General features: G+C 67.4%; 13 protein-coding genes. 5 read left to right on the plus strand and 8 right to left on the minus strand.

Going from position 1 to position 12,710, the window contains the following annotated elements:
• Positions 1 to 102: 102 nt before the first annotated feature.
• Positions 103 to 450 carry a hypothetical protein gene (locus tag G6N27_RS05475; RefSeq protein ID WP_163775431.1) on the minus strand — a complete coding sequence of 116 codons (348 nt, stop codon included), beginning with the start codon at positions 448 to 450 and terminating at the stop codon, positions 103 to 105.
• A 153-nt stretch (positions 451 to 603) separates the two neighbouring features.
• On the opposite strand from G6N27_RS05475, the gene rbpA reads away from it, so the two are divergent.
• Positions 604 to 942, plus strand: coding sequence for an RNA polymerase-binding protein RbpA (rbpA, locus tag G6N27_RS05480; RefSeq protein WP_163775432.1), 339 nt, complete (start codon positions 604 to 606; stop codon positions 940 to 942).
• Between the two features lie 3 nt (positions 943 to 945).
• Here rbpA and G6N27_RS25205 read toward each other — a convergent pair whose 3' ends face one another.
• From G6N27_RS25205 to G6N27_RS05500, 4 genes are all read right to left on the minus strand, one after another.
• The gene (locus tag G6N27_RS25205) at positions 946 to 1,734 is read right to left on the minus strand and encodes a polyprenol monophosphomannose synthase (RefSeq protein ID WP_163775433.1); all 789 of its coding nucleotides are present in this window, start codon (positions 1,732 to 1,734) and stop codon (positions 946 to 948) included.
• The gene (lnt, locus tag G6N27_RS05490) at positions 1,731 to 3,815 is read right to left on the minus strand and encodes an apolipoprotein N-acyltransferase (protein WP_163775434.1); all 2,085 of its coding nucleotides are present in this window, start codon (positions 3,813 to 3,815) and stop codon (positions 1,731 to 1,733) included. The genes G6N27_RS25205 and lnt overlap by 4 nt, the downstream gene beginning before the upstream one ends.
• The gene (locus tag G6N27_RS05495; RefSeq protein WP_232064988.1) at positions 3,808 to 5,292 is read right to left on the minus strand and encodes an amidohydrolase; all 1,485 of its coding nucleotides are present in this window, start codon (positions 5,290 to 5,292) and stop codon (positions 3,808 to 3,810) included. The genes lnt and G6N27_RS05495 overlap by 8 nt, the downstream gene beginning before the upstream one ends.
• Before the next feature lie 79 nt (positions 5,293 to 5,371).
• A complete protein-coding gene (locus G6N27_RS05500) occupies positions 5,372 to 5,836 on the minus strand; it encodes an FxsA family protein (protein WP_163775436.1) in 465 nt (154 codons plus the stop codon).
• 67 nt (positions 5,837 to 5,903) lie between these two features.
• Here G6N27_RS05500 and G6N27_RS05505 point away from each other — a divergent pair, with 67 nt between their 5' ends.
• A complete protein-coding gene (locus tag G6N27_RS05505; RefSeq protein ID WP_163775437.1) occupies positions 5,904 to 6,605 on the plus strand; it encodes a dienelactone hydrolase family protein in 702 nt (233 codons plus the stop codon).
• 13 nt (positions 6,606 to 6,618) lie between these two features.
• Here the strand turns inward: G6N27_RS05505 and G6N27_RS05510 are convergent, their stop codons facing one another.
• Complete coding sequence (locus G6N27_RS05510) at positions 6,619 to 7,002, minus strand: PPOX class F420-dependent oxidoreductase (RefSeq protein WP_163775438.1); 384 nt, start codon at positions 7,000 to 7,002, stop codon at positions 6,619 to 6,621.
• 62 nt (positions 7,003 to 7,064) lie between these two features.
• Between G6N27_RS05510 and G6N27_RS05515 the strand changes: the two genes are divergently transcribed.
• Positions 7,065 to 7,895 (plus strand): SDR family oxidoreductase, encoded by an 831-nt coding sequence (locus G6N27_RS05515; protein WP_163775439.1) that lies wholly within the window; start codon positions 7,065 to 7,067, stop codon positions 7,893 to 7,895.
• A 21-nt stretch (positions 7,896 to 7,916) separates the two neighbouring features.
• On the opposite strand, the gene G6N27_RS05520 is transcribed toward G6N27_RS05515, so the two are convergent.
• Positions 7,917 to 9,374 (minus strand): flavin-containing monooxygenase, encoded by a 1,458-nt coding sequence (locus G6N27_RS05520; RefSeq protein WP_163775440.1) that lies wholly within the window; start codon positions 9,372 to 9,374, stop codon positions 7,917 to 7,919.
• Positions 9,375 to 9,460: 86 nt separating this feature from the next.
• A complete protein-coding gene (locus G6N27_RS05525) occupies positions 9,461 to 10,210 on the minus strand; it encodes an SDR family NAD(P)-dependent oxidoreductase (protein ID WP_163775441.1) in 750 nt (249 codons plus the stop codon).
• A gap of 35 nt (positions 10,211 to 10,245) precedes the next feature.
• Between G6N27_RS05525 and G6N27_RS05530 the strand changes: the two genes are divergently transcribed.
• Entirely contained in the window at positions 10,246 to 10,659 is a 414-nt protein-coding gene (locus G6N27_RS05530) for a F420-dependent biliverdin reductase (RefSeq protein WP_163775442.1), read from the plus strand.
• Positions 10,660 to 10,792: 133 nt separating this feature from the next.
• Positions 10,793 to 12,709, plus strand: a complete 1,917-nt coding sequence (locus G6N27_RS05535) for a pyruvate kinase (protein WP_308207563.1) — start codon at positions 10,793 to 10,795, stop codon at positions 12,707 to 12,709.
• Position 12,710 lies beyond the last annotated feature (1 nt).

Here is a 12,710-nt window from a genome sequence, read left to right on the forward strand (position 1 = left end):
GCCCGCCCGATTCATGGCCTGGCACCACAGCCAAATCTGGCGTTGTCCAGCGATCCATGGCGAGACTCTACCGGTCAAGAGCCAGCCGAGGCGAAGCGCGTCTCAGGCCGGTCGGCGCCACCCGTCGGCGGCCTGCGCGGCGCGCATCAGGGCCGCGCAGAGTTCGCGCAATTCCGGCGGGCCGGCCCCTTCCTCGAGTGCGATGGCGACGTCTTCTGCTGCACATCGCACTTGATAGACGCGATCGGACAGGTCGGCGGCCTCATCAGCCGACAACACCACCGCGTCGGCGGGCACCGCGACGCCCTTGACCCCGTTGATCGAGGCCCGCTGCTCGTAGGCGCGCTGCCGGCACGACTGCCGGCAGTACTGGCGGCGGCGTCCCATGCCGCTGTCGGCGACGTCACGGCCACACCAGCGGCACGGCTGCGGGCGGACGCGTCGAGTCACGGGGCCGACTTTAGTCGGGGTCTGCGCCAAACCCCGGTATCATTGACCGTCGGGTCGCATGGGCCCCGGACAAATCCGGGGAACTCTGCTGATCGCCCTGACGTTGGTCAGTGGGCAAGCTGAATAAGAAGACTTTAAGAGGAGTGGGTACCAATGGCTGATCGTGTCCTGCGAGGCAGTCGCCTTGGAGCCGTAAGTTACGAGACCGACCGCAACCACGACTTGGCGCCGCGTCAAATCGCGCGTTACCGCACCGAGAACGGCGAGGAATTCGACGTCCCGTTCGCCGACGACGCCGAGATCCCCGGCACCTGGCTGTGCCGCAACGGCATGGAAGGCACCCTGATCGAGGGTGACCTGCCCGAGCCAAAGAAGGTCAAGCCGCCTCGGACGCACTGGGACATGCTGCTGGAGCGCCGCTCGGTCGAAGAGCTCGATGAGCTGCTCAAGGAGCGGCTCGAGCTGATCAAGACCCGCCGCCGCGGCAGCTGATCCCTACCGGGCGACCGGTGCCGGGCGGTTGCGGTGCAGTCGTCCGTCGATTCCCCACTGCGCGACCTTGACCAACGCTTCGCGGATGTTGGAACCGCTCATCTTGGACACGCCGAGTTCGCGTTCGGTGAACGTGATCGGCACCTCGGTGACGACGAACCCGTTGGTGATGGTGCGCCAGGTCAGGTCGATCTGGAAGCAGTAGCCCTTGGAGTCGACGTGATCGAGGTCGATCTTCTGCAGGACCTCGCGACGGTAGGCGCGGTAGCCGGCGGTGATGTCGTGGATGCCGATGCCCAACGCCAGCCGCGCATAGGTGTTGGCCGTCCAGGACAGCGCCCAGCGCCGCCACGGCCAGTTCTGTACGTTTCCGCCTTCGACGTAGCGCGAGCCGATGGCCAGGTCGGCGCCGGCGTCGACCGCCTCGAGCAGCAGGTGCAGCTGCTCAGGAGCGTGGCTACCGTCGGCGTCCATCTCGACGACCGTCGTATAACCCCGGCTCAACCCCCAGGCGAAGCCGGCGAGGTACGCCGCACCCAGACCATCCTTGACCGTGCGGTGCATGACGTGGATCCGGTCGGGATCTGCCGCGGCGAAGTCGTCGGCCAGCTGGCCGGTGCCGTCAGGGCTGTTGTCGTCGACGACGAGGACGTGCACGGCCGGGCACGCGCGCTGAAGTCGCTGCAGGATCAGCGGCAGGTTCTCCCGCTCGTTGAAAGTCGGGATGATCACCAGGGTGCGCAGGGTGGGGCGATCGCCCGCGAGCCGGGGCACCGCATCGCCGGTGGTCATAGGTCTCCTTTTTCTGCCCCGTGCGGAGCGGAGTGTTGGCCGTCGTCGCCGTCGGCCACTACGTCGTCGCCGGGCGGGTCGTCATCGGATCTCTCCGGTGCGGGGCCGCCTCTGTTGGCCAGCTCCGACAGCCGTCGGTGGAGATCGTTGAACCATCCATTGTGCAGTATCGCCGCGAACAGGATCGCCACAGCGGCCACGAGCAGCAGGCCCTGCAGGATCGGGCCCCAGCGGGCGGCCGGGGTCAGTGTGGTCTTCAGCCGGACCTGGTTGTCCAGGTAAGCCGGTGTGAAGAAGTTGGTCCGCACCTGCTCACGACCGTCGGGCGTGACCAGCGCGGAGATACCGACGTTGCTGGCCACCACGGCGTAGCGGTCCAGCTCGACGGCGCGAAGTTTGGAGAACGCCAGTTGTTGCTCGCTCATCGTCTGGTTGAAGTTGGCGTTGTTGGCCGGCACTGCGAGCAGCTGGGCGCCGTTGCGGACGGAGTCGCGCAGCTCGCGATCGAAGATCACTTCCCAGCAGGTCGCGACGCCGATCGGGGTGCCCGCGGCGTGCACCACCCCGGTTCCTTTGACCGGGATGATGTAGCCGGCCCAGTCGGCGAGCCCGGAGAGCTGTTTGAAGAAGCCCCGCCAGGGCAGATACTCGCCGAACGGCTGCACGATCCGCTTGTCGTGGCGATCGCCCGCGCCGGACTTCGGATTCCACACGATCACCGTGTTGGTCTGAGCGGGATCCTCCCGCGAACGGCCGGGCACGTCGAGCACGGTGCCGACCAGGATGGGCGCTTTGATCGCCTCGACCGCGACCGAGATCTCTTGCGCCGCATCGGGATTGAGCAGCGGATCGATCTCGGATGCGTCCTCGGGCCAGATGACGAAGTCGGGTTGGGGCGCCCGGCCGGCGCGCACGTCGTCGGCAAGCTGGCGGGTCTCCCGGACGTCGTTGCCGAGCACCGCCAACCGTTGGGCGTTGAACTCCAGACCGAGCCGGGGCACGTTGCCCTGGACGACCGCGGCGGTGACGGTGGGTTCGTTCCCGGATCCGGTGCCGGAGCGGCGGACCTGCGGCCAGACCGCCGCGGCGAGGAAGAGGACCAGGCAGATGCAGAGCGCGGGCAGCATCACCGCGGGCGGGGTGTCGGCCAGCCGGTGACGCGACGTCCGCCACCACGAGAGCGCCTCCATCACCAGCGCGGCGACGCTGCAGCCGGTCAGCACGATCGCCAGCGATAGCAGCGGGACGCTGCCCAGCCGGACCAGCGGCAGAAACGGGCCCTCCGTCTGGCCGGCGGCCACCACGCCCCACGGGAATCCCCCGAACGGAATGGTGGACTTGAGCCACTCCTGGGCCGCCCACAGCACCGCGAACCAGATCGGCCATCCGGGCAACCGCCGGACCACGACGGCGGCGAGGCCGAAGATTCCCGGGAACACGGCGCAGAGCAGCACCAGCGCCGCCAACGGGACGGCGCCGACAAGGATGCTGATCCAGCTGATGAGCGGCAGATAGAACGCCAGGCCGAACAGCAAGCCGTAACCGAATCCGCCTGCCGGCGTGGTGGCCGGGCGGGTCAGCACCCAGGCCAGCACGGCGAAAGCGATGACGGCGGCCCACCACCAGTTGAATCGCGGATAACTGGAGCACAGCAGCAGACCGGCGGCGATCGCGGCGACCAGCCGGGTCAACCGTGGCCGCAGCCACCGGCCCAGCTGCGGCACCCGGATCCGCAATTGACCGGCAAACCAAATCGCCACCAACACGGACAGGTGAACCAGGCGCTGCCACGACACCGTCACCGCGCGGGCGGTGTGGCCGCGCAACTCCGCCAGCCGGTCACGGCGGTCCCCGGCCGGCTCGCCGGCATCGGCGTCTGCCGGCTCGACTTCAGAGTCGGCCACGTCGTCGTCGTGGTCGTCCGGCTCGACGTCCGGTAGCGGGATCTCGCCGGCGACGGCGTCCGTGACGGCGTTAAACGGGATCTCGCCGGTGACCGGATCGTCGGTGATCGCGGGAATGATGTCGGTGTTCTCCGCGGGCCGTTTCCGGGGGTCGAACCGGCCGATGCCTCTAGCCATGAAGGACGACGCCCCTGTGCACGGTCTGCCGGCAGCGTGGCAACGGGTCGCCTGGGTCGAGCCGCGGCAACTGGTCGGGTTCGGCGAGGGCGCCCACGTCCCAGACGGCGTAGGACGCCGGTGCGCCCGGGACCAGGCTGCCGATCAGCTCGTCGCCGGCACCGCCGGCCCGCCAGCCGCCGCGAGTCGCAGCAGTGAACGCCGCTCGCGGCGAGATCGAGCTGTGCGGGGTGTGGTGGTGGACAGCGGCGCGGATCGTCGCCCACGGGTGGAGTCCGGTCACCGGTGCGTCGGATCCGAACGCGAGAGCCACGCCTTGGGATGCTAGCAGCGCAAACGGGTTGAGACGCCCGGCTCGGTCGATACCCAGACGCTGGGCGTACATGCCGTCGTCGCCGCCCCAGAGCGCGTCGAAATTGGGTTGCATGCTGGCCATCACACCCCAGGCGCCGAGCTTGGCCGCCTGCTCGGCGGTCACCATCTCCAGGTGTTCCAGGCGGTGCCCGCAGCGCGCTACCGCGGCCACACCCAGGTGCTCGACCACGCATTCCAGCGAGTCGACGACAGTCGAGACCGCGGCATCGCCGATCACGTGGAAACCCGCCGTCACGCCGGCTTCGGTGCAGGCGCGCAGGTGCGCGGTGACGGCGTCGGGCTCCAGGTAGCAGGCCCCGGTGCGCTCCGGGGCGTCGTGGTAGGGCTCATGCAGCCAGGCCGTGCGCGACCCCAGGGCGCCGTCGACGAACAGGTCACCGGCCAGCCCGGCCGCCCCGGTGTCGCCGAGCAGCGCGCGCGCCTGCGACGGGCTGGTGACCGCCTCACCCCAATACCCGGTCACCTCCACGCCGTGTGGCCGCGAGCCGGCGCCGCGCAGTTCCCGCCAGTCGTCCGGCCCGCCGATGTCGGGGCCGGCGCACTCATGCACGGCGACGATGCCGTTGGCGGCCAGCGCGTCCAGCGCGGCCAGCCGGGCCTCCGCGCGCTGGCCGTCGGTCAGCAGGTCGCGCGCGGCAGCGCGGACCCGATGATGGGCGTCGCCGACCAGCGGGGTGTCGTATCCGGCCGCCGCCGGCAGCCCGGCGACGCGACGGCGCAACCCGCTCGAGGCCAGCGCCGAGTGCACGTCGACCCGGGCCAGGTAAGCCGGCCGATCACCGAGCACCGCGTCCAGGTCCGCCGTGGTCGGCGGTATGGGTTCCGGCCACGACGAGTCGTCCCAGCCGTGGCCCCAGATCGGCTGGCCGGGATGGGCTGCCGCATAGTCGGCGAGCAGCTGCAGGCAGTGCCGGCGGGAGGTCGCGGGTCGCAGGTCGAGACCGACGAGCGTCAGGCCCGTCGCGGTGAGGTGGATGTGGCTGTCGACGAAACCGGGCGCGACGAAACCGCCGTCGAGATCGACGACATCGGCCTCGGCCAACTGGTTTCGGCCGTCGTCGTCGCTGCCGAGCCACGCCACCACACCGTCGCGGACCGCCATGGCGGTGGCGTCGGGATGGGTAGGGCTGTGCACCCGGCCGTTGATCAACAGGGTTGTGCGGGAAGCGGACACGCGGGAGCTATTCGGGTCGCACAGGTAACGCCGGCGGTTCGACCTCGGTGACATCGATGACCTCGCCGTCGATGTAGTCGGCGTCGGGTCGACGGGCACGGCCGTCGGCAGCGATGGTGATGAGCTGGAAGCGGCGGCCGGCCAGGGCCGTCAGCAGCGGACGGGCAGCGGCGCGGCCCGGCGGCAACAGCAACAGCAGGCCCGCGGCGGTGGTCACCAGACCGGGCATCACGACCAGCAGCGATCCCAGCCCGACCAGCGCGCTGTCGGTGGCCAGCCGTGACGGGTCAGCGCCGAACCCGGAACGCAGCCGACCAAGCTGCAGCCGCAGCTGCGAGCCCGCCAACGTCAGCCCCGCGGCGAACGCGATGAGCACAGCGAGCAGAGTCCAGCCGAGCCCGATCGTCGACGCCAGGCCGACCACCACGAGCAACTCGACCACGACGTAGACCAGAAACAGCCGCGACACCATGAGATGGCAACGTCGCGGACCGCCGCCGGAGTTCCGCGGACCGCGGTGGCGCGGTTAGATGGCTGACGTGACGACAATCGAGATCGACACCCCCGCCGGCCCGATCGACGCCCTGCTCGACACCCCCGACGGGCCGGAACCATGGCCGGGCGTCGTGGTGATTCACGACGCTTTCGGTTACGGACCAGACAAAGAGTCGATCAACCGCCAGGTGGCCGCGGGCGGTTACGTCGCGCTGACCCCGAACTTGTACGCACGGGGCGGTCGGGCGCGCTGTATCACGAAGGTCATGCGCGATCTGTTGACCAAACGCGGACGCGCCCTCGACGACGTGCTGGCTGCCCGCGATCACCTCAAAGGATTGCCGCAATGCACCGGGCGCGTCGGCATCGCGGGCTTCTGCATGGGCGGCCAGTTCGCATTGGTCATGTCGCCCAAGGGTTTTGACGCCTCAGCGCCGTTCTACGGCGTGCCGCTGCCCCGTCAGCTCAGCGAGACGCTGGACGGGGCCTGCCCAATCGTCGCCAGCTTCGGCGCCCGGGACCTGACCGGCAGAGGAGCGCCCGAGAAGCTGCAGCGGGTGCTCGACGGCAAAGGCATTACCAACGACATCAAGGTGTATCCGGAGGTCGGGCACAGCTTCGCGAACAAGCTGCCGGCCCAGCCACTGCTGCGCATCGCCGGTTTCGGCTACAACCAGGCCGCCACCGACGATGCCTGGGCGCGGGTGTTCTCGTTTTTCGGTGAGCACCTACGCGGCCGCGCGTAGTCCGATTGCCCACCTAGGCAGCGGCGCGCACTTCCAGGCCGACGTTGTTCTTCATGCCGCCGCGCAGCTTGCTGAACACGTTGAAAACTTTGCCGACGATGCCGTATTCACGACCGATGGCGTTGTAGACATGACCGGTCTGCGATGAGTCCAGGATGGTCGCGGTCGCTTCGATGGCCTCGCTTTTCGGATGTCCTTGCATGTCACAGATCGCCAGGGTGACGCGGGGCGTGTTGCGAATCCGCTTGACCTTCCACGACTTTGCCTGGGTGATCATCAGCAGTCGGTCGCCGTCGTTGGCTGCCCAGATCGGGGTGGGCTTGGGCCGACCATCCTTGGTGAAGGTCGTGAGTAGGACATACTGCGCCTTGGCGACGTCTGCAAAGGTCGGGGCCACCCCGTCAGTCTAGAGGCCTTCAGGCCCTAGGCTTCACCCCGAACAAGAAGGAGCCTCAAGCGATGAAACCTTCCGCTGTCGCAGACAAGGTGGTCGCCATCACCGGTGGCGCGCGTGGGATCGGTCTGGCAACGGCAACGGTTCTGCAGGGGTTGGGCGCCAAGGTCGCGATCGGTGACATCGACCGGGTGGCCGTCAAGGAGTCGAGCAGTCAGTTGGGCCTGCAGGTCGGCCGCCGACTCGACGTGACGGATCGACGATCCTTCACCGATTTCCTCGACGCTGTCGAGGAAAGGCTGGGGCCGCTCGACGTGCTGATCAACAACGCCGGGGTCATCGCAGTCGGCAGTGCGGTCGATGAGGCCGACGCGATCACCCGTCGACTGCTCGACGTCAACATCTACGGCGTGATCCTGGGAACCAAGCTCGCGTCACAACGCATGCTGCCGCGCGGTCACGGTCACGTCATCAACATCGCGTCTCTGGCCAGCGTAGTACCGACGGAAGGTATCGCAACCTATTGCGCCACAAAGCATGCCGTGCTCGGATACACCGACACCGTTCGGATGGAAAACCGTGGCAGCGGTGTGCACTTCTCGGCGATCATGCCGACGCTGACCAATACCGAGATGATCGACGGCGTCGGGCACGCGAAGGGATTGCGGAATGCCGAGCCGAACGATGTCGCCCGGGCCGTCGCCGCCGTGATCGCCAAACCGAAACCGCGCGTGCCGGTTCCACCTTCGATCGGCAGGGTCGTAGCGGGGCAGCGTTTGATGCCGCAGCGTATGCGTGAGGCGATGGGGCGCGCACTGGGCACGGACCGTGTTTTCACCAGCGACGTCGAGGTCGACCAGCGCAAGAACTACGCCCGGCGCACCGGAACGTCGTGATCGCCTGCACGGCAGGTATTCTCAGGCGGTGCGCACGTCAAAATGTGCGAGCTCCGGTTGACGTAGCAACTCGTGGTGGGTCTCCGGTGTCCACGGGAAGAGCTCGGGCAGCCCATCCTTGCCTAGATACCAGCTGCTGCAGCCGGTAACCCAGATCGTCTGCGGCATCGCCGCTTTCATGCTCTCGTTGTATTCCTTAGTGGCCGCTTCAGTTGGCGCCGCAGCGTGGACGACACCGTCGCGAAGCTGGTTGATCCACCACGTCGCATAGTCGGCCTGGTCCTCGGCGACCGGGATCAGCGATTGGTTGCCGATCGGCGAGTGCGGGCCCATCAGCATGAACAGGTTGGGGAAGCCCGGCACCGCGACCGACCGGTACGCCACGGGTCCGTCGGCCCACGCTTCGTCCAAGGTGAGTCCGGTCTCCCCTATCACTTCCAGCGGGCGCACATAGGCGCGAGCGTCGAAGCCGGTGGCGTAAACCAGTACGTCCAGTTCGTGCAGCGTGCCGTCTGCGGTGACGACGCCGCGGGGCTCGATGTGGTCGATCGCGTCGGTGATCACCTCGACGCCCGGCTGCTGGACCGACCGGTAGAAATGGCCCGCGAAAATCAGCCTTTTGCACATCGGCAGGTCTTTCGGGGTGAGCTTGGCCCGTAACTGCTTGTCACGTACCGACAGCCGCAGGTTCCATCGGCTCAGGAATGTGACGACGGCACGCTGCAAGCCCGGACGGATCGGCGCCTTACCAAAGAAATACCGCACGTACCAGCCCCAGAAGCGGTACGGCAGCCCATTCAGCTTGGGCCAGCGACGGAGCGCCGTCCGGGTCAGCAACGAGTAACGCAAATTGGGCATCGGACAGATCCATTGCGCGGTGCGCTGAAAGAGCTTCAATTGCCGCACATTGCCGCCCAGTTCCGCGACGATCTGGACGCCGGTCGAGCCGGACCCGATCACACCAATCCGTTTGTCCGGCAACGTGACCGAGTGATCCCACCGTGACGAGTGAAACGCCGCACCGGCAAACGTCTCCCGGCCGGTGATGTCCGGATACCGCGGTACCCGCAGCACCCCGGTGGCGGTGATGAGCACGTCGAAGGTCTCTTCCCCCGCTGCGGTGGTGAGGCGCCACGTACCGTCGTGGTATTCGGCTCGGCTGACATCAGCGCCGAACCGGATGTGAGGACGAATCCCGCGTTCGTGCGCCACCTGTTGAAAATACGCCCGGATCTCTGGGCCCGGCGGCAGCAGATGCGTCCAATTTGGGTTGGGCCGGAAGGAGTACGAGTAGTAGCGCGACGGGATATCGCAGGTGAGGCCGGGATAGGTGTTGTCGCGCCAGGTGCCGCCGACGTCGTCGGCCTTCTCGAAAATCGTGAAGGAGTCGATGCCGGCGTCTTGCAGCTTGACTGCCATGCAGATGCCCGACATTCCGGCGCCGATTATCGCGACCCTCACCGACCGCTTGTGCGTCATCGCAATCACCCGGCCCTTTCGCTGGCCTGAAGATTACGCTGATGGCCTCGACTTATCGACGGACGATAGCGCGGCAGGGCCTGCGCTCACCGCGGCATCCTGCGCCAGACGAACTGCGGCAGCAGTCGCATGCCGAAAAACACCGGCCGCAGCGTCCACGGGATCCACACGCTGCGGCGGTTCTTGGCCAGGGCACGCGCGGTCGCGGCGGCGACCTGAGCCGGCGTGCTGGACAGCGGGGCCGGCGACATGCCGTCCGTCATCCGCCCGATGACGAAACCGGGCCGCACGATCAACAGCCGCACGCCGGTCCCGTGCAGCGCGTCGGCCAGCCCGCTGGCGAAGCCGTCCAGGCCGGCTTTCGCGGAGCCGTAGACGTAATTGGCCCGGCGCACCCGCACGCCGGCCACCGACGAGAACACCACCAGCGCTCCCCGACCGGCCTGCCGCATCGCCGCGGCCAGATGGGTCAGCATGCTGACCTGAGCGACATAGTCGGTGTGGACGACGGCCACCGCGTGCGCCGCATCGACCTCGGCCCGGCCCTGGTCGCCGAGCACTCCGAAAGCAAGCACCGCGGTGTCGATCGCGCCGTTCTCGGCGATGATCGAGGCGATCAGCGGCCCGTGGGACTCCAAATCATCGGCGTCGAACTCGCGGGTGAACACCGCCGTCGCGCCGGCCGCCCGGACCGCCGCAGCCTGCTCGCCGAGGCGATCCGCACCCCGCGCGGCCAGCACCACGGACGCACCGGGAGCGAGCCGCACCGCAAGCTCGACCCCGATTTCGCTGCGGCCACCCAGAATCAGCACCGTGGGTGCGCCCGTGTCATTCACGGCTGCGATTATGACCTGCGCTAACGTGAGCGGTGATGGCGAACTCCTCTGCCCGACTGACCAACGACGCGTTGGCGTTTCTCACCGAACGTCACCTCGCGATGCTGACCACGCTGCGCGCCGACAATTCGCCGCACGTGGTCGCGGTGGGTTTCACCTTCGACCCCAAGACCCACATCGCGCGGGTGATCACCACCGGCGGCTCGCAGAAGGCGGTCAACGCCGATCGGGGCGGCGTCGCCGTGCTCAGTCAAGTCGATGGGGCGCGCTGGCTGTCGCTGGAGGGCAGCGCCAGCGTGAACGGTGAGATCGATGCCGTGCGTGACGCGGAACTGCGTTACGCGCAGCGCTACCGCACGCCGCGGGCAAATCCGCGCCGCGTGGTCATCGAGGTGCAGGTCGAGCGGGTGCTGGGGTCCTCGGACCTGCTGGCCCGCAAAGCCGACTGACCAGCCGTCTCTGTTGCCGGACAACCGATCTCACCCATGCACCGGACGTCCGGAAAAGGACTTGTGACCCTCCCGTGACGGCTCCCGCCCTCATAGCCTCGACGCCAAGGCATCGATGACATGAGGAGAAACCGTGGCCGCTCAACCCGGACTGTCTGACACCGATCTGACCGGGCCGCCACGAGCGGACCCGGACGCCGAGTCAGAATTGATCCGCTTGCAAAAAGATGTGGAGCAACTGCTGGCGAAACTCGCTGAGGCTGAATCGCTTTGGTCCCCTTGGCTCGCTGCGGTCGCTCCGGCGAATCGCAGCAGCGCGCTCAACCTGGTGCGTTACTGGGCCATCCGCCAGTGCGACCTGCGTGACTTGCAAGAACGACTGGCAGGCTTCGGACTGTCGTCGCTGGGCCGGGCCGAGGCGCATGTCGCCGCAGCCCTGCTGCTCGTGCAGGCAGCCATCGGTGCGATGCTCGGCACGCGCTGGCAGCGCCCGCAATTGACGACCGTGGGCATCGACGAAGGCTGCCGGCTGCTCAGCATGCGCACCCAGGAATTGTTGGGGCCGCCGCCTCCGGGTCGTTCGACGAGGATCATGGTCACCCTGCCGAGCGAGGCGGCTACGGACGCCAAGCTGGTTGCCACCCTGGTGCAACGCGGGATGAATGTAGCCCGCATCAACTGCGCTCACGATGATGCCGCGGCCTGGCGAAACATGGCCCGCAATGTGCGCCAAGCCGCTGCTGCGCACGGCCGAACCTGCCTGATAGCCATGGACTTGGCCGGTCCGAAGCTGCGCACCGGTCCACTCGAGCCGGGCCCGCGCGTCGTCAAGCTCCGGCCTACCAAAGACCTTTTGGGCCGCGTCTCAGCTCCGGCACACGCCTGGCTGACGCCGGCGGAAAATCCGGTGCCGCCGCCAGGACGCATGGTGGTGATTCCGGTACCGGAAAATTGGCTGCACCGCCGCAGAGGCGGAGAAGAACTCCGGTTCCACGACACCCGTGGCTCTGCCCGCCGCCTGATCCTTCTCGACGAGGGGGACGCCGTCTCCGCCGGTGGGTTGTTGGCGGAGGTGCCCAAAGCGGCTTATGTGGCTACCGGGACGGTGTTTCATGTCGCAGGAGCCGACGATCCTGCCGCGGTCGGCCTGCTTCCCACGGTGCAGCAGAGCTTGCGACTGCACCGCGGCGATCTGCTCGCGTTAACCAGAGACTGTTCGGCGGCACCGGTAGATAGCGGCAGTCGGAATGGCCACCAGGCTCGGATCGGATGCACGTTGCCAGAAATCTTCGACCATGCTCAGGTGGGCGAGATAGTCCTGTTCGACGACGGGCTTATAGGTGGACACATCACCAGGGCCAGTCCCGACGTACTGACCATCCACATTGACCACGCAGCCGACAACGGATCTCGGTTGCATGCCGACCGGGGAATCAACGTCCCCGACACCCGCCTTCCGATTCCGGCGCTCACCAAGAAAGACATTGCCGACCTACGGGTGGTGGCAGAACTGGCGGACCTAGTTGAGCTTTCGTTCGTACGCGAGCCCTCCGATGTCGAGCAGCTCCTGGAGGAGATGGAACGGCTCGATGCCTCACACCTCGGCGTCGTGTTGAAAATCGAAACCGGCGAGGGCTTCGAACACCTGCCTCAGCTGCTGCTCACCGTGATGCGGCACCCCCGCGCAGGGGTCATGATCGCCCGCGGGGATCTCGCCGTGGAGTGCGGCTATGACCGGTTGGCCGAATTGCAGGAAGAGATCCTGTGGCTGTGTGAGTCCGCACACCTCCCGACGATTTGGGCGACCCAAGTTCTCGAGCAACTGGCCAAGACCGGCAAACCGTCCCGTGCAGAAATCAGTGACGCCGCGATGAGCGAGCGCGCCGAGTGCGTCATGCTCAACAAGGGCCCGTTCATCGAAGATGCGGTGATAGCGCTCGACGACATTTTGCGGCGCATGGCGGGACACCTTCACAAACGAAGTGGTCTGCTGCGCTCGCTGCATTCCTGGCAGCCGAGCGCGAAAGTTAACCGGCCGGCGTGTGACTGAC

Source organism: Mycobacterium cookii (assembly GCF_010727945.1).
GTDB lineage: Bacteria > Actinomycetota > Actinomycetes > Mycobacteriales > Mycobacteriaceae > Mycobacterium > Mycobacterium cookii.

Bases quoted from the DNA above. Each gene is read 5' to 3' on its own strand.
- rbpA (WP_163775432.1), top strand. From the start codon at position 604: ATGGCTGATCGTGTCCTGCGAGGCAGTCGCCTTGGAGCCGTAAGTTAC.
- G6N27_RS25205 (WP_163775433.1), bottom strand. From the start codon at position 1,734: ATGACCACCGGCGATGCGGTGCCCCGGCTCGCGGGCGATCGCCCCACC.
- lnt (WP_163775434.1), bottom strand. From the start codon at position 3,815: ATGGCTAGAGGCATCGGCCGGTTCGACCCCCGGAAACGGCCCGCGGAG.
- G6N27_RS05495 (WP_232064988.1), bottom strand. From the start codon at position 5,292: ATGGCGGTCCGCGACGGTGTGGTGGCGTGGCTCGGCAGCGACGACGAC.
- G6N27_RS05500 (WP_163775436.1), bottom strand. From the start codon at position 5,836: ATGGTGTCGCGGCTGTTTCTGGTCTACGTCGTGGTCGAGTTGCTCGTG.
- G6N27_RS05515 (WP_163775439.1), top strand. From the start codon at position 7,065: ATGAAACCTTCCGCTGTCGCAGACAAGGTGGTCGCCATCACCGGTGGC.
- G6N27_RS05520 (WP_163775440.1), bottom strand. From the start codon at position 9,374: ATGACGCACAAGCGGTCGGTGAGGGTCGCGATAATCGGCGCCGGAATG.
- G6N27_RS05530 (WP_163775442.1), top strand. From the start codon at position 10,246: ATGGCGAACTCCTCTGCCCGACTGACCAACGACGCGTTGGCGTTTCTC.